Consider the following 17,455-nt stretch of genomic DNA (forward strand, 5'->3'; position numbering starts at 1 on the left):
GTTATATGTTTTTTATTATAAATCTTTATTCGTTTCTCAAAGCATCGGCCGGCAAAGTGCGTGCAGCCCGTACAACCGGAATATATGTTCCTATCAGCGCTATTATCAACAATATCAGATAACTGATTATCAGAACAATTGAGAAGTGGAAGCCGAAACGGTTCTGCCAGTATTCCGGATTCGGTACGAAATAACGGTTCATTTCCACTGCATATAGTCCGTTGGTTTGTGCATGATAAAGCAAGAAAGGAATGACCAGCACGAAAGCTGTTGTCAATAATAACCATGCTTCGATAAGGAATTGTCGCACAATACACCTTTGTGATGCTCCCAAGCTGCGCATCACACCTATCTCTTCCCGACGGGCATTACTGCGAATCCAGAAGGTTCCCACCATACCCAAGAAGATGCAAAGCAGGGCGAAACCAGTCAAGGCATATTGTAGGCGGAGCTTGTTGGTGACACCGCTTGCCATCGCATAGGCCTCACTCAGGTCTGAAAATTTTTTCAGACTGTCAAAATAGAAATTGCCAATGGATAGTTGAGACCCCACTTCCTGCTTGAAACGCTGTATAAAGGCTGATTCGTCCACACCTGATTTCAGACGGATGACAAAAGGATACATCCACGCCATATAAGGACTTCCGTGCATATCATCATACATGTGGACAATGAGCGGATAAGGCTGTTCGTAATCACGGTGCTTGAAGTCACGGAATACACCTGCCACTTCCGAAGGTTCATCGTCCTCATAAACTTTTTTCCCAACTGCATCTGCCGTACCAAATAGACGTAGGGCTAACAGTTCAGATATGAAGACTTTTCCTTGAGTCTGTTCGGGTAACCGGATATCATCGCCCGTACGGACATCTTTCATGCCGTAGGTACGGAGCATATTGCTGCCATCAAGTGTTATGAAATTGTACCACTGGGAATGTACGTAGCCTTCTTTTTTGTGTAAAGAGGCGGTATCGGCAAAAACTTGTGTTCCGCTCCACGAGTTGCTGTTAGGAAAACTTTGGTTAGCGGAAATGGACCAGCACTCTACCTCAGGCTGCTCACGCACTATGCGGGCGATACGATGGTAAGCCACCAGGTTCATCGAGTCGGAAGCCATATCGGGATTGAAGTTTCCGTTCGTTTCGTCGTACATGCCGATGTTCACCACATAAAGCCCTTGGGGATTATAGCCACGGTCGATGGCACGGTTGGCGGTCAATACATAGATTGGATCGATAACTGTCCACAAGAAAAAACTGACAACCAGCAATTCCAAGAATATCCAGCCGTTCTGACGGCGCTGGTTCCATAGTTGGTGTAAAATAGTTCGTATCATGACATTTTATCTTTTCGAGTTCAACGATTCTGTGATGGTATGTCGCAACGCATACAAAGCGGGTACAAGCGCCGACACCACATTGAGCACAACGCACACGGCCAAGGCAATACCGAATACCGCAGGATTGAACAACATTTCTACCGTGAACGAAGTGGAAAGGGAGGTATCGTAAATGTTCTTGTCGAATAGTGTCAGAATCCAGTCGCTGGCCGTCAATACAATCAAATATGAGAATACCAGTCCAACCAGTCCTCCCAATAAGGTCAATAATAGATTCTCGCAAAGCACCTGCTCCAACAAACATCGACGGGTCGCTCCGTATGCCTTGCGGAGACCCAATTCTGAAATACGGCTATCCATCCGCGAAGAAATCATTCCACTCAAGTTCAATGCCGGAATGAAAAGTAAAGCCAGCAGGATATAGAGAAAATCTTTAGCCAGATCCATCATGTCCGGAACCTTATCCAAATCCTGACGGAAGGTGCTGAGCCAATATATGTCCGGTTGTCCCATCAGGTCGTATTCATAGTCTTTGTCCTGCTGTGAATACCGGCGGAACACATCCTGTACCTCACTACGTACCTTTTCAATATTCGCCTTATCGTCAACCAACAGGTAAGCGTACACATTACCCAGCAATCCCATACGGTCCAACTCTTTCCGGATGTTTTGTGCATTGAGCAATGGCAGCCAAAGATCGCCCACCGTTTCCGGTGTGGCATTGGATACGTCCTGTACCACACCACACACACGGTAATCACGTCCATTGAAACTGAAATGACGTCCCGTTACTCCCTCGACCGTAGCAAACAGACGTCTGGCCAGTGATTCGCTAAGGACGGCTACCGGTGACTTGGCTTCAACATTTTCCTGTGTAAAAGGGTGGCCTTCGATGAAACGGAAAGAAAAGAGTTTCCAGAAGTCTTCGTTGGCAAAACGTGGAACTGCCTTGAAAGGCTTTACACCAGTAGCAGACACCTGATAATTTTCCCAAGAATCAAACATACTACCGGCTACCAACTCCACATGGGGCAGGTCTGCAAGCATTTCATCAATCACATAATAAGCCATACCACCGTTGATAGTCCAGTTTTCGGGTTTGCCCTTCGGGTAGCGTTTTATCGGTTTGACAACGAGTGTCCTATTACGGTTGTATTCAGGATAGACAGGACCGAACTTTACGTAAAAGATAATGAAGAGAGTCATCACCAGTGCAATGGACAGGCCTGTACCCACCACGTATATACCGGTAAAAAGTTTGTGTTGTCTGACAAGTGTCCATGCTTGTCTGAAGTAATTCCTTATCATACTTATCGCTGTATTTATTTTCTTAGTTTCAACTTGTTCTTGTTTTTATACTGACTCATGTCGCTAATAACAACTCTGTCACCGGGCTGAAGTCCTGATACCACTTCCACATATTCGAAATTGGAATCTCCCAGACGGACCTTTCGTTTTACCAGCTCATCCGAACCGTCAAGTACAAAAAGCTGATAATCGCCGCGTCCGACGTAATAGCTTGAATTGGCAATGCGCAACACATCTTCCTTTACGGCATTCATCACATACACATCTGTTTTCAGTCCGGAGCGGAGACGTCGGTTACTGTCGTTTTCCAGCTGAACGGTAAATGAAATGACTCCGTTCTTTGAAAGCGGTGTCACACTGCTCACCTGTCCCTCAAGTTTCTCACTGCCTATCTTTACTACGGCCTTTCCGCCGGCCGCAACACGGTCGCCGTATGTGTCGGCTATCTCACCCTCAACCTTGAAATGACTCAAATCGGAAATCACTGCTATACGCGAACCTTCGTTTACCTGAGCTCCAATCTGATTGTTGATATACGTCAGGATAGCCTTGCGTGGCGAGCGTATCTGTGCCTCGTCAAGCGTACGTTTTGTCTCGGCAAGTCCTTTAAGGAAAATCTCATACTCCAGTTGTTTTACCTTCAGGTCGGCGGCCTTGACCTTTCGTTCATTGGTGAGCTGTTGGTGCAGCTGTTCCAGTTCCAGTTTTCCTGTTTCGAAATTCAGTTCTGCCTGATGAACCCTGTCCATGGTACCCGAACCCAGACTGTCAAGATAACGTTCGTTCCTTAATTCCACCTTCATACGGTTCAGTTTCATTTCAGCCACCTTTACTTTCATTTCGAGGTCACTCAAGTACGTACTGTTGTTCACTTTCAGCTGTTCCAGTTGATAGCGTTTCATCTGTTCCTCATCCAGCAGTTTGTCGTATTCTGTCTTTGCACTCTGCAGGTCCAGTTTAAGAATAGGTGTACCTACATTTACGCTGTCTCCACCTTTTTTATATACTTCCAATATACGTGTGTTGATAGGGGAGTTGATAATTTCCTCGAATGCGGGGACCACCTTTCCTGAAGCGCTGACACTAACTTCTATAGTACCTTTGCTCACTTCCGAGAATACCAGGTCTTTTTCTTTCACACTGCTGCGCATTAAGGAAAACAGTATTAGGATGAGGGCAATGCAGCCACCTCCTATACCTCCATATTTTAATATTCGTCTGTTACGTTCTTTTTTCAGAACTTCTTTTGGTATTTCTCTATCCATAATAATCTGTTTTGAATAAAATTGTTCGTTATGACGCTTTTTATTATGCAAGAAGTGTGCCAAAATATTAATCCGTTGATTATCAGTGAAAGACGAAAAAATAAGGTGTCCGAAAACGAACACCTTGTACGGTTTTATATTTAAATAGTGTCGTCGAAAAAGTATTTTCTTCAGCTTATTTTCTATAAACCACAGTGTGGTTTATAAAAATACAACTTGTGTTTATACAAACCACACTGTGATTTATATAAACACAAGTTATATTTATAGAATATGTTAGCTCGTTACTAACTTTCTGATTTGATGTTAGGAGTTTTGTTATCTCATCTTCTTTTTAAGCCAAAGATAGTATCCGGTCAGTGGGAGAGTGGCACCTATCAGTGCAGCCAGGAAATATAGGATTTTGGTAACAGGACCGCCCCATGTTCCTACGTGCAGCGAATATATCAGTCCTCTGAGGTTCTGTCTCACACTGTTATCTTCGAATTTCCTGATTTCGGTTATTTGTCCGGTCTTTGGGTTGAACTTTACATTGTCCGACTTACTCCTGTATCCGTTTTTGTTCAGTGATACGGTTGCCTCGTTTTTGCTCAGCTTGATATAGTTATATTCAGAATAGAGGCTTTGTATCTCTTTCAAGGCTGCGTCGTATGCTATGGTATTTTCCTGTCTGGGTTCTGTCTTGCCGTTTTCTTTTTTCTCATCATGTCCATGTCCGTGAGCGTATCCGGCTTGTTGGCTCTGTGGTTGAGGCTCGGCTCCAAGAAGTGAGGACACGGCTTCCCTATACCATCCGAACGACCATATAGGTCCGGTCAGTGCCATAATCAGTAGGAATATTGTGGCATAGAAACCGAGTGCTACGTGAGAGTCGTACATCAGTCGTCTTGTACCTTTGCCGCACGCCACTGTAAGTCTGTTTTTCAGAGCCTTACGGGTACGTGGAATCCATATCACCAGTCCGCTTATGAGGATTATTGTCATGGCTATTGTAGAGATACCCACTATAAGTTTACCGGTTGACATGCTGCCTTTACTTTTAGGAACATCAAGGAACCATCTGTGCAGCTTCCTCATAGTCTGAAAGAAAGGATATGATTTCGACCATCCTATGCTTTCTCCTGTGTAAGGATTGACGAACAGGACTTTCTTTCCTCCGTTGCTGAAGCTTATCTGATATGTGGCATCTGCAGCTTTAGGGATGTTTACGGATGAAATCTTCATTTCGCCGTGTCTGTCCTGTACGATATTTATGACTTCGGAAGGAGCAAGTCTTTCTTTTCCCTGAGGCACTTCCACCTGATAAAGATTCTTGTTTAGGGCACGTGTGATATCCTGTTCGAATACAAGTGTGGCTCCGGTGAAACATATCACAGTGATTATCAGCCCCAATGGGATAGAAAGCCAGAGATGTATCTTGTGTAATGTTTTCTTCATTCTTATTTTTTTGTAATAAAATATTATAGGAGATGGAAGCTCTCCTATAATGCTATCAATGTTATTCTGTTACATTAAGTCTTCCTACACCTGAAAGCTGAGTCGCCTCTACGGTAAGTCCTTTTGTCGCAACTCCTGTAGTAGGGTCTATCTTATAGATGGCAGGATATCCGGAAGTGGTAGTAACTGCTACATAAGCTTTTCCATTTTCTATGTATGGAGTGTTTCCGAATCCGCTTACGTCCGAAGGCATGCCTGTTACGTATGTAAGCTTCTTGTCTTCAGCCTTGAAAATAGCAAGCTGGTTTGCTGTATAACCTGTTTCTGAGAATGGACGGTCGTACATGAGCAAAAGGAAATAGTCGTCAGCTATAGGCCAGCAGCGCATGAATGATTTTCCGTCTGTTTTCTCTTCTATATTGCAGTAATAATCGTCAAAAGCTTCTGTTCCGACAGGAATTCTCACAACTCCAGCAGGCAGTGTAGTCTGCTGGCGGCTGTCTTTCATCGTTTTGGCATAACTTGGTGAGAATACGTAAATATCACCGTTGCCTGCACTCCATACCATCTGATAGTACTGCGATTTCATTCTTCCGGCTGCATAGCTTATCTTGTCTGTCGTTATGATTTTCTTTTCCGTGAGAGTCTCGTCACTGAATATTGCTATGTGACATTCATTCGGGTATTGGGTCCATTGCAGTTCATCTTTCTTGTATGAGCTGCTACCGCTACCGCCTTCTTCTGTCTTTATCAAATCCTCATTGCCTGGCAAAACCCATTTCCCATTCTCAAATTTTGTTCCATACTGGCTCAGTCCCATAGGAATGGCTGCAGAAAATATTTTGCCGTTATTTTCAAGAAGACCTGCTAATGTGACATACTCTCCGTTGCCAAGGAAGTTTTCTGACAGATATTTTTCGTTTTGAGTATCGTTAGTTGTATAAATTTCTCCTGCGGCATCCAAATAAGAAATGAGGAATGATTTCGGTGTATAACCGTTTTCATCGTTCCATTCTGTAGGTCCGTCGCCGGTAGAAGTAGTCATGATATACTTTCCGTATGTGCCAAAAGTAGTAAAACGTCTTATGGCAAATTCTCCATTTCTCTTCTTTATATTATTGTTAGCATCAAGGATAAACGATGTTGTGACTCCTGCATTACCTTGATTGTATGCCAGTCCGTAAAGATACTGGTTGTTATAGTATATCCACTGTGTAGCTCCGTCGTTAACAAGTCCGTTGTTTTTAGTTGAAACTGTTCCTTCGTCTAGCGATGAGGCTGTAAGAAGTACGTTAGTGGTATTTCCGGATGCTGTGACCGATGCAGCTATTACATATTGACCTTTTTGGTCTGTATTGTTGTTATTATTGTTGTTGTCAACTGTCTCCTCGCTGCATGAAGTTGCAGATACTGCTACGCCAAGTAATATGGCCATGTTTCTGATAAGATTTTTTTTACTCATTTTTTTACTCATTTTAGATTGTTATTCTTTTATTTTCCCAAATATACTCTTACTTTTCCGTAGAATGCTCTTCCTGCTTTCTGTAGGCTGAAATTGTCGTACAGTTTTTCGTCTGTCAGATTACGGCATTCAAAGGAAATGTTATATCTTCCTTTCTTCATGCTGTACGAAAGACTGATGTTGTGCGAAAACTGGTTTGGAACAATGTAGTCGCTGCTTGAGCCTATCACCTGCGAATAGTATGAAAAGCTGTGCAGATACTGGTTGTCGTATGTAAAGGTCAGCGTGTTGCCTTTCTCAAACAGGTTGTGCCAATAGAGGTTTATATCCGAATCGGCAAACATGTAAGGTATGTTGGGCATGCGTTCCTTATAAGCTAGATTGGGCTGATTGGTTCCTATTGCCATTTCCTGATTGTCTCTCACGTCCATCCGTGTGAAATTTCCGCCTATGCTCAGCCAGTTGCTGAAACCGTATCTTACAGAAGCGTTTATTCCTTTGGTAAGGACCTTTCCGTAGTTGATATATGTAGCAGCCATCTTACCACCGCTAAGGTCTGCGATATTTCTCTGTATATAGTCTTTTGTATCGCGATATATAAGTCCTCCTTCCAGATAAACACTGTGTTTGCCAAAAGTCTTGTTATAGCTTATATTCAGATTTATATTGTCACTGTTCTCAGGGCGAATACTTACATCACCCATTTCTAAGTCTTCATCACCGAACATTTCTTCTATGGTAGGCAGACGGTAGGCTTTTTCATACGAGAGTTTTACCTGCAATGAAGGTATTACGAAGAATGTACCTGCCGCTCCGTAGCCTGTTGAGCTTACTTTTCTGTCTGTACGCACAAAGTCTGAATTATTGGAGTCTGTGGCTTGCGGACCTGACACATACTGCAAATATTGCTTTGCGAAAGCTGAAAAATTCCATTTTTCTGACATCATCAGTCTGTATGAAAGTCCGCTGATATTTTTTCTTGTACGTTTATCTATCGGATCTGTCTGTTCTTCCTTTGTCAGTAGGGAAGTGTTTTCGCGTCTGAATGCATTGAACACATTATTAAATGTGATGAAATGTGCCTTACCTATTCTGTAGTTCAGTGTTACTGTATTGTTCCAGTTATCATTGTCTGCACGCGAATATTGATACGACTGTTCTCCACGGGTATTCATCAGTTTCTTGTCGCCTAGCCAGTTGTATTCGTATGCTGCAGTGTCTACATTATAAGTAGTATTTCTGTTGTAGTTACCTGTTATCATCAGTTCAAGTCCTTTAATAATAAGGTCTCTTTTCCTGTATTCCACTGAAGGCATAAGCGAATGTCCTTTTCTGTGCTTTTCGCCATAGACGATATTCTGACGTACACCTGTCTGTATGTCCTGATACATATTTGAATATGTAAATCCGAACATTAGTCGGTCTGCCCATTTCTTATCAACTACACCAATTTTCCCGATTACAGCTTCATTGTGGTAGGTGTCATTGAATCTTTTTACTCTGCCTGTTCCTGCGTTGATGTTTCCGGTTTCAAAGTCTTTTATAGGTCCGTCTATATAATAATTGTTGTCCGAATAATTCTGAAAAGCATTTATCTCGTAGGTAAATCCGTTTTTCAAAGTCTGTCCGAAATGAATGTTTGATTTATGAGTATTGAAAGAACCGTATGAATACGAAGCATCAAGGAACCAGTTCTGTCTCTTTTTGTTCGTGACAATGTTGATAACTCCTCCTATGGCGTCCGAGCCGAAGCCTACTGGAACTACACCTTTATATACTTCTATTCTCTCTGCAAAGTTTACCGGGATGTTATTCAGGCCGAACGAACTTCCAACGCCTTCCTGCGGAACGCCGTCAATGAAAACCTTCACGTGCTTTCCACTGAAACCGTCAAGCATTAACTGCATGTCCGAACCTACACCTCCTGATTCTCTGAGTTTCATTCCAGGAGCTTTGGCTAGAGCATCACTCAGGCTTTTGGTACTGTTCTTCATCTCCTTTGTGTCAACAGCCACTGCATTGAATGCTGAACGTTTCAGACGACTCACTCCGTTTGACACTACAACCACTTCGTCAAGTTCTGTTACTGACGGTTTCAGTATTACTCTGTGATTGTTATGGTGATGGTGTTTGCTTATTGTAACATTCTTTTCGTAAGTCTCGAAACCTATGGCCGAAACTACAAGTGTGTATTCTCCAGCAGGAGCGTTAAGTCTGTATTCTCCTTTTTCATTAGTAGTACATCCGAAGTTGGTGTTCTTCAGATAGACGGTTGCAAAATCCACAGGACTCTTGTCTGTAGATTTTACTATACCGGATAAGATAATCTTCTGTACCTCCGCTTTGACTGTCATACATAATGTCATTGCGGCAAAAAGAAACACAAATTTAAAATACTGACTCCACAGCTTTTTGCTCATAAACTAATACCTTATAAATATATTTTCTAATCTTTTAATTCCGGATGCAAAGTTACTGCCATGAGCATTTTCCCACAATCGCAATTTTTAGGTATATTTCATGCTGTTTTTTGTATGTATTACTAATCATTTTTAGGTATTGCCTAAAATGAGTGATAAACAGATTGTTAAAACTTTCTAATAGAATGTTATTAATTCGTGTTGAGCGTGAACAATCTATTATTTTTGCTGTTGAAAACATTTAATATATATATGAACGAAATTTTTATTATCATCGGGTTGATATTGCTTAATGGAGTTTTCGCAATGTCCGAGGTGGCACTCATATCAGCCCGTAAATCACGTCTTTCCGCTGACGCTAAAAACGGAAACAAATCGGCAAAAACGGCTCTAAAACTCGCAAATGAACCGGACAGGTTCCTTTCTACCGTACAGATTGGTATTACTCTTATCGGAATCCTTACCGGTATCTATTCCGGAAATCAGATTGCAGTCGATCTTACAGAAGCTATGAAATCATGGGGAGTATCTTCTACATACGCCTTCGGTTTGGCTCAGGGTGTTATCGTTGTAGTGGTTACATATCTTACTATTATATTCGGTGAACTTGTTCCTAAGCGTATAGGTATGAGTATGGCTGAAAAGGCTGCAAAGGTAATGGCTCAGCCGATGAACATACTTTCTGTAATAGCTCTTCCTTTCGTTTGGTTGCTAGCAAAAAGCACTGAGGTTATCTTCAATCTTCTTGGAGTAAAAGAGGAGGATAATAAGGTGACAGAAGAAGAAATCAAGTCTATTATTAAAGAGGGAGCCGAAGACGGTGAGGTGCAACCGGTTGAGCAGGATATCATGCAGAGGGTATTTCTTTTGGGCGATTTGAAGGTAAGCTCTATTATGACGCATAAGTCGGATATCGTATGGCTGGACACAGATATGACCGTAGATGATGTAAAAAGCATTGTGAATGACAATCTTTATGAATTCTATCCTATTGCTGATGGTGATTTGGATCATGTAAAAGGTGTTATTCATTTGAAAGATCTCGTTTTGCATCTGCATGAAAATGATTTTAATCTTGTTTCTTTGACACAGGAAGCGGTGTTCTTCCATGAAAACATGAATGTATATAAGGTGCTTGAGCAAATGAAGATGAAGAAGATAAGCCGGGCTCTTGTATGTGATGAATTTGGGGCATGTACTGGTATTATTACATTGAAAGATATTCTTGAAGGACTGGTAGGAAATGTAGATGAAGCCGATGATGAACCAGACATTATCAAGAGAGTAAATAACGACGGGTGGTTGGTTGACGGACAGTGTCCTATGTACGACTTCCTTAATTATTTCAACCGTCCTGAATTGTTTGAAAAATCAGATTTCCATACCCTTGGAGGACTTATATTACAACACCTGCAGCATGTACCTCAAAGTGGGGAGACTCTGCAATGGAATGGATTTAATTTCGAAGTAGTTGATATGGACGGGGCAAGAATTGATAAGGTTCTTGTTACTCAGGTCAAACATGATTAGAAAAGATTTTAACCGCTCTATTATGGGCGGTTTTTTTTGGGGTGGGATAATTAAGAATGAGTTGAAATGCAATAAAAGATGAAATGTTTTATGAACCGAATAGCATCCATTTTATAATGTTAGATTTGTATATGTATTTGTTCACAATGTTGTATGAAATGATAATTTATTTATGACGAGAATCCGTTCTTTTTTATTTGTTTTACTGCTTACAATATGTATTACAGATTTTCGATAGCTTTGAAAATGGATGTTCAGAATAAGTATTTTTTATAATTTATATTCTTGTATTGATTAAAAATCTTATAAATATTCATATTAACAATATTTATACTTTCAAATTGGTGCTTTCATATTTGTGTAATATTATTGCTTAATGTGTTCCTGTTATACTTATTGTGTGACATAATTAAATGAAAAATGCGTGTCTGTGTGTTTTTTTGTAAAGGATGAATATGTTTATGTAATAAGCAGGTTATATATTGTAATGAAATAACTTCATTAATTTATTTTATGCTATGCCATACTTTTGTAATTTTGCGCCCACAAAGAATTAAGGAATAGAATATAGGTGTAATAAAGTTAAAGGAATAGAAATGGAAACAAATTTGGAATGTTCTCTATTTTTTAACAATTGGGATATCGTGTTTCGTAACGTCAAAGCACGGGATTCTTTCTAAAAATTAATTTGCGTTGAGAGTTATTTATGAAAAAGTGTTTTCATAAGTACTTGTGTATCTTGTAGCTATTACCAGGTGAATGGCGTAATCGTGGTGCATCATGCTTTCGGTGGAAAAAATGATGCCCGTTTTTTCGTTTGCCTGTTTTGCATGAATATTCATTTAATTTTTAATTTTAATTTTTATAGCGGAAGATGAAAAGATTTATTCTTTTGTTTATCTCTTTTGCTTTATTCTCATTCCATTCGGCTTTTGCCCAAGGTTTTGTGGTGAAAGGTACCGTTACCGCCCACGAGGACGGTAGCCCGCTGATAGGAGTGACGGTATTGCAGAAGGGGACTACTAACGGTGTAGTTACCGACATGGACGGTAATTACAGCTTCGAGGTTAAAGGCGCGTCAGATGCGATCTTGGTATTCTCTTATATCGGTATGCAGTCGCAGAGCCATCAGGTCAATGCTTCCACCGGAGTTTTGAACGTTGTTTTGAAATCCGATGCGGAGATGATAGACGAGGTGGTGGTGGTAGCTTACGGTGTTCGTAAGAAAGGAACCATAGCGGGTGCCGTGTCAACGGTTTCGGCCGACAAGATGGCCGATGTGCCTGCCGCAAGTTTCGACCAGGCTTTGCAGGGGCAGACGCCGGGTTTGTCCGTAATCTCGAATTCGGGAGAGCCGAGCGAGCCGGCCGTTTTCCAGATTCGTGGTACAAACTCCATCAATTCAGGTACGGCGCCGCTCTTCATTCTTGACGGTGTACCTATTTCAAGTTCGGATTTCAATGCCATCAGCCCGGGTGATATAGAGTCTATTTCCGTGCTGAAGGACGCTTCTTCCACATCCATTTATGGAGCGCGTGCGGCAAATGGAGTGGTTGTAATCACTTCAAAGCGAGGACTTTCCATGGATAAGGCGAAAGTGACGTTGCGTGCGCAGTTCGGTTTCTCACAGCTTGCCAACACCGGCAAATGGAATTTGATGAACACGGAGGAGCGTATAGCTTATGAAAAGGAAGTGGGGCTCGATTCCGGACAGGATTATGACTTGCTCTCGCGTGTGGATGTCGATTGGCTTGACGCCGTGTTCAAGGACGCTGCCCCGCTACAGAGCTACGAACTGTCGGTCAACCGTGCCACGGACAGGCTTAACTATTACGTGTCTGGCGGTTTCTATGACCAGGACGGTATAGCCCAAGGCTCTACGTTCCGCCGTTATAACATACGCGCCAATGCCGAAGTGAAGGCTAGCAACTGGCTGAAGATGGGTACCAACACAATGGCGGCATACGAGGAAATACAGCAGGCGGAGTCAGGCTCATACGCCCTCTATACTCCTATTTCGGCATGCCGCTTCATGCTCCCGTATTGGAATCCATATAATGAGGACGGTTCCATAGCCTCGCAGAACGACGGTTCGTGGCAGGGCACGGGGCAGAACCCTATAGAGTGGATGGACATGAACCCTGTGGAATATACTAAATACAAGATGTTGTCCACCATTTACGCGGAGATTACGCCGATAGAAAACCTCACCATCAGGAGCCAGTTCGGAGCGGATTACACATATTCCAAGGGATTTATGAGGTCGTTCCCGAGCTATATCATCAACGATGGCATGGGTAGCGCGGGACGCAGTGCGTCGGACATGCTCAATCTTACGGAGACGACCACGGCCAACTATCGCTGGAACTATAATGAAGACCATTCGTTCAACTTCCTCCTCGGACAGGAAGCCGTGAACTACATGTCGGAAGGTTTCCAGGTCGTTACTGCCGGCCAGACGCACGACCTGCTCACGAACGTATCGTCCGGAACACGTGCCTCTTCATGGACGGACAGCACATCATCGTATTCATACCTCTCGTTCTTCTTTCGTGGGGAATACAATTATAAGGATTTGTATTACGCCGATTTCTCCGTGCGTACCGATGCTTCCTCGCGTTTCGGTAGCAAAAACCGTTGGGGTGCGTTCTGGTCTGTGGGTCTGATGTGGAATATGAAGAACGAGGCATTCCTTAAGGATGTAAGTTGGCTGACCGGCGCGCAGGTGACACTCAGCTCAGGTACTTCAGGTAACTCCGAGATACCGGACTATGACCATCTGGCACTCGTGGGCGGCGGTCCGAACTATGCCGACGAGGCGGGTATATACCCGATGCAGAGCGGCAACGAGGATTTGGGATGGGAAAAAACGTGGGCAAACAACCTCGGTTTCCGTCTTGGATTCATCGACAGGATAAATGTGGATATCGACCTTTATAATAAGAAGACCACGGACATGCTTATGCTGGTGCCGCAGTCGTATGCCGTGACCGGCGAAGGCTACCGTTGGGAAAACATCGGAGCGATGGTGAACAGGGGAGTAGAGTTGAACGTGGCGGCAGACGTGCTCCGTGTGAAAGGCTTCACATGGAACGTGAGTGCTAACGTGTCGTATAATAAGAACAAGTTGGTGGAATTGTATAACGGGGTACAGGAGTACGTTAACTCCACTACCGGACTGAAATACCAGGTGGGACATCCGGTGGGCGAGTTCTTCATGAACAGGTACGCCGGAGTTAACCCGGCCAACGGTGATGCCCTCTGGTACACTAAGGATGGAGAGATAACCACCGAATACAACGAGAGCGACAAGGTGATGACGGGCAAGTCGTATGATGCTCCATGGGCCGGAGGTTTCGGTACCACGCTCTCGTGGAAAGGACTCTCGCTCTCGGCACAGTTCAGCTGGATGGCCGACAAGTGGGTAGTGAACAACGACCGCTATTTCGAGGAGAGCAACGGGCTTTATACCGCTTACAACCAGTCGAAACGTCTGCTTTACGACCGCTGGAAAAATCCGGGCGACATAACGGACATACCGCGCCACGGCGTTACGCCCCAGCTTGACGACCGTTTCCTCGAGAACGCGTCGTTCCTGCGCCTGAAGAACCTGACGCTTGCCTACAACCTGCCGCAGCTGTGGCTGAGGAAGACCAACTTCTTCACGTCGGCAAGGATTTACGTGCAGGGGCAGAACCTGCTGACGTTCACCGGCTTCACGGGATTGGACCCGGAAGTGGCGGCCAATGTTTATCAGGCACAGTATCCGGCGTCACGACAGTTCACCATGGGTGTGGAACTATCATTCTAAGAATTTGAAAGAATATCATAAATATAATATATAGTAAAGAATAATATGTTTGGAAAAATCAGATATTACCTGCTTCCGGCGGTATTGGCGTTCTCTACGGTGTCATGCCTCGACAAATATCCGTCCGACGCCATGACGTTCGACGAGTCCATACAGACGGTGGACGACGTCAATCTGGCCGTGATTGGCATTTACGACGCTTTCAAAAGCTCGTACCTCTATTCCGGGGCGTTGACGCTCCTGCCGGACATACAGACAGACCTTGTGTATGGCATAAACAACAACACGAATGTTTACGGCGAGGTTTGGAGATGGAACGACATACTTTCCACCAATACGGACATAGAAGGCGTTTACGGTTCTCTTTATGATGTCGTAAACCGTTGCAACTTCCTGCTCGACAGGGTGGACGCGGTACGCGAAAGCACTACCGACGACGACCAGCTGGACAAGCTCGACCAGTGTTGCGGCGAGACGTATTTCGCGCGCGCCCTGGCTTATTCGGAGCTTATAAAGCTGTTCTGCAAGCCTTATGAGAAAGACCGGGACATGACGCAGGAACTGGGTGTAATCCTTACGGAACACTACGGTGGCGACGAGACTATGACTCGTTCCGACCTGAAGGCTTCATATGAATTCGTGATAAACGACCTCGACCGCGCGGCGGAACTTCTGAAGGTGGAGGACGATTACGAGGGCGGACTTTACGACCTGGAGTATTTTTGCGAATATACGGTCTATGCCCTCCGCGCACGCGTGGCTCTTTACATGCAGGACTGGGACGCGGCTATAGAATATTCGTCCAAGGTCATAGACAGCGGCTATTACGCTCTTTCCAGTTCTACGCTGATGGCCACCAGCTCGCAGAGCTATTACCAGTACATGTGGTCATACGATACCTCTACCGAGATAATATGGAAGGTGGCGTTCACCATCAATTCCTACGGGGGAGCCTTGGGCCAGGTCTTTGCCAACTACGACATGGTGTCGTTTCGTCCGGACTATGTGCCGGCAGCGTGGGTGCTCGGGCTTTATGACGCGAGCGACTTGAGGTATGACGCTTTCTTCAGCAATATTACCACCGGCTACACCCACGGGCTTACATGGCCGCTGCTCATCAAGTATTTCGGCAACGAGCAGTTCATCTCGTATAACATATACCACGTCACAATGCCTAAGGTGTTCCGCCTCTCCGAGCAGTACCTGATACGTGCAGAGGCTTATGTGCAGAATGGCAGATACGGCGACGCTGGCGACGACATAGCATCAATACGCCGCGCGCGCTATTCCTCCTTCAGCGGAAGCGTTTCCATGAGCGAGGATGACGCCATGGATATTATAGAGGAGGAACGCGTGAAGGAACTCTACATGGAGGGTTTCCGCCTGAACGACTTGAAACGCTGGCACAAGGGCTTCGAGCGCGAGCCGCAGGAACAGTCGTTGTCCAACGGCAGCAGCCTGAAGGTGGAAGCCGACGACCCTCTCTTCGTATGGCCGATACCGCAGCACGAGCTTGATTCGCCGGGTTCCGAAGTGCAACCGAATGAAAGTAACAAATAAGAAATAAAACATATGGTAATGAAGAATTTATTTATTGGATGTATGGCGGCCGTTGCCGCCGTGGCAGGGCTGTCTGGATGCGACGAGAAGAGAGTGTCCTACAGCGGACCCGATTATCTTATGTTTTCCGATACCATTTACAACTATCCCGTGCAGGAAAGCGGCGAGACGTTCAAAGTTCCGGTGTCAGCCACCGTGAAGTCAGACCGTGACCGTACTTTCGCCGTTGAGGTGATAGACAGCAAGAGCAACGCCGTGGAAGGAAAGCATTACCGCCTGCTTGACAATAATGTCACCATCAAGGCGGGCGAGATGGCCGGATACGTGGAGGTGAAGGGTATATACGAGAATATCGGGATTTCGGACTCGCTCGGCTTCGCGCTGCGCCTTATAGTGCCCGACGAATACAAGTGGGATTTGTACGGGACGGATGCCAACGTGGTATTGCAGAAGGTATGTCCTTTCGACATAAACGCCTTTTCGGGATATTGCTTGGTCACATCGCTGTATTTTCTTGACTATTCAAGTACCGTTAACAACACTCAGGGGCTGACGAGCCGCCTCATAAAGACGGAGGTGTCGCCCGACGAGGAGAACACAGTGATACTCCACGGGCCTTATTATGAGGGATACGACGTGAAGCTGAAGTTCAAGACGGACGACGTGGCCGAACCTTATATAGAGATGGACGACACTCAGTGCGGCACCACAGGCGAGGCTTTCAATACCGTCTATGGCGACGGCAAACTGATGATGACCCAGCCTTCGGGATATGTGTCTTACTACAGTTCCTGCGAGAACTTCGTCATGCAGTACGTCTCCGTACAGGTGTTCAACAAGGATGGCAGCCTTTACGGAACCGTAGGTACTTACGCTACCATCTACGAGTGGATAAGCGACGGCGAGGCGGAGGACTTGATGGAAGATGGATATTGATGTATGTACTTTTCTTTTTGTCGGATGTACTTTTTCTTTCGTTGGATGTACTTTTCTTTTTGTCTTGACACAAAAAGAAAAGACACCAAAAGAAAAAAGTCAAGCGCTGACGCTCCGGGGCTACTCCGGACGGATTTCAGCTTGAGTGGCAGGAAACTCGCTTCGCTCAGACAGCCTGCCCCTCTTTACAGCTGAAATCCATCCTCCGCTTAACGCTCCTCCGCATAGGCGCGGCCATGCGGCGTTGGACGAGGACACGCTTTACGTTTCGCACTGGGATATGAAGCACTTAAATCAACATTTGTCAATGTCCAATCCCGCATGGCTCCCCGGCCTTGACCGGCGGGCGTAAAGCGGAGAAGACGCTTCAGGCGTTAAGAACGGCAG

Annotated in this window: 11 protein-coding genes; 4 read left to right on the forward strand and 7 right to left on the reverse strand. The window is 44.7% G+C overall.

Annotated elements, in window-relative coordinates:
- Positions 1-25 precede the first annotated feature (25 nt).
- The 6 genes from NW213_RS15775 to NW213_RS15800 all read right to left on the reverse strand — a co-directional run bounded on the left by NW213_RS15775 (position 26) and on the right by NW213_RS15800 (position 9,177).
- Positions 26-1,336, reverse strand: a complete 1,311-nt coding sequence (locus NW213_RS15775; protein ID WP_258323373.1) for an ABC transporter permease — start codon at positions 1,334-1,336, stop codon at positions 26-28.
- Positions 1,337-1,342: 6 nt separating this feature from the next.
- Positions 1,343-2,647 carry an ABC transporter permease gene (locus NW213_RS15780; protein WP_258323374.1) on the reverse strand — a complete coding sequence of 435 codons (1,305 nt, stop codon included), beginning with the start codon at positions 2,645-2,647 and terminating at the stop codon, positions 1,343-1,345.
- Between the two features lie 14 nt (positions 2,648-2,661).
- Positions 2,662-3,912: an efflux RND transporter periplasmic adaptor subunit gene (locus NW213_RS15785; protein WP_258323375.1), complete on the reverse strand. Its 1,251-nt coding sequence runs from the start codon at positions 3,910-3,912 to the stop codon at positions 2,662-2,664.
- A gap of 318 nt (positions 3,913-4,230) precedes the next feature.
- Positions 4,231-5,349 (reverse strand): PepSY domain-containing protein, encoded by a 1,119-nt coding sequence (locus tag NW213_RS15790; RefSeq protein ID WP_258323376.1) that lies wholly within the window; start codon positions 5,347-5,349, stop codon positions 4,231-4,233.
- Between the two features lie 61 nt (positions 5,350-5,410).
- A complete protein-coding gene (locus tag NW213_RS15795; RefSeq protein WP_258323377.1) occupies positions 5,411-6,811 on the reverse strand; it encodes a DUF4374 domain-containing protein in 1,401 nt (466 codons plus the stop codon).
- Positions 6,812-6,840: 29 nt separating this feature from the next.
- Positions 6,841-9,177 carry a TonB-dependent receptor gene (locus tag NW213_RS15800; RefSeq protein ID WP_258323380.1) on the reverse strand — a complete coding sequence of 779 codons (2,337 nt, stop codon included), beginning with the start codon at positions 9,175-9,177 and terminating at the stop codon, positions 6,841-6,843.
- Positions 9,178-9,483: 306 nt separating this feature from the next.
- Between NW213_RS15800 and NW213_RS15805 the strand changes: the two genes are divergently transcribed.
- The 4 genes from NW213_RS15805 (at position 9,484) to NW213_RS15820 (ending at position 17,068) form a co-directional block, all read left to right on the forward strand.
- Complete coding sequence (locus tag NW213_RS15805; protein WP_154044876.1) at positions 9,484-10,761, forward strand: hemolysin family protein; 1,278 nt, start codon at positions 9,484-9,486, stop codon at positions 10,759-10,761.
- 874 nt (positions 10,762-11,635) lie between these two features.
- The gene (locus NW213_RS15810) at positions 11,636-14,572 is read left to right on the forward strand and encodes a TonB-dependent receptor (protein WP_154044875.1); all 2,937 of its coding nucleotides are present in this window, start codon (positions 11,636-11,638) and stop codon (positions 14,570-14,572) included.
- Between the two features lie 45 nt (positions 14,573-14,617).
- Complete coding sequence (locus tag NW213_RS15815) at positions 14,618-16,132, forward strand: RagB/SusD family nutrient uptake outer membrane protein (protein ID WP_154044874.1); 1,515 nt, start codon at positions 14,618-14,620, stop codon at positions 16,130-16,132.
- An 18-nt stretch (positions 16,133-16,150) separates the two neighbouring features.
- Entirely contained in the window at positions 16,151-17,068 is a 918-nt protein-coding gene (locus NW213_RS15820; RefSeq protein WP_154044873.1) for a DUF4984 domain-containing protein, read from the forward strand.
- 120 nt (positions 17,069-17,188) lie between these two features.
- Here NW213_RS15820 and NW213_RS15825 read toward each other — a convergent pair whose 3' ends face one another.
- Positions 17,189-17,326, reverse strand: a complete 138-nt coding sequence (locus NW213_RS15825) for a hypothetical protein (protein WP_258323378.1) — start codon at positions 17,324-17,326, stop codon at positions 17,189-17,191.
- Between the last annotated feature and the right edge of the window lie 129 nt (positions 17,327-17,455).

The organism is Bacteroides sp. ET336 (genome assembly GCF_024733815.1).
Lineage (GTDB): Bacteria > Bacteroidota > Bacteroidia > Bacteroidales > Bacteroidaceae > Phocaeicola > Phocaeicola cellulolyticus.

Coding starts and splice junctions, on each gene's coding strand:
- NW213_RS15775 (WP_258323373.1), bottom strand. CDS start 1,336: ATGATACGAACTATTTTACACCAACTATGGAACCAGCGCCGTCAGAAC.
- NW213_RS15780 (WP_258323374.1), bottom strand. CDS start 2,647: ATGATAAGGAATTACTTCAGACAAGCATGGACACTTGTCAGACAACAC.
- NW213_RS15785 (WP_258323375.1), bottom strand. CDS start 3,912: ATGGATAGAGAAATACCAAAAGAAGTTCTGAAAAAAGAACGTAACAGA.
- NW213_RS15790 (WP_258323376.1), bottom strand. CDS start 5,349: ATGAAGAAAACATTACACAAGATACATCTCTGGCTTTCTATCCCATTG.
- NW213_RS15795 (WP_258323377.1), bottom strand. CDS start 6,811: ATGAGTAAAAAAAATCTTATCAGAAACATGGCCATATTACTTGGCGTA.
- NW213_RS15800 (WP_258323380.1), bottom strand. CDS start 9,177: ATGACATTATGTATGACAGTCAAAGCGGAGGTACAGAAGATTATCTTA.
- NW213_RS15805 (WP_154044876.1), top strand. CDS start 9,484: ATGAACGAAATTTTTATTATCATCGGGTTGATATTGCTTAATGGAGTT.
- NW213_RS15810 (WP_154044875.1), top strand. CDS start 11,636: ATGAAAAGATTTATTCTTTTGTTTATCTCTTTTGCTTTATTCTCATTC.
- NW213_RS15815 (WP_154044874.1), top strand. CDS start 14,618: ATGTTTGGAAAAATCAGATATTACCTGCTTCCGGCGGTATTGGCGTTC.
- NW213_RS15820 (WP_154044873.1), top strand. CDS start 16,151: ATGAAGAATTTATTTATTGGATGTATGGCGGCCGTTGCCGCCGTGGCA.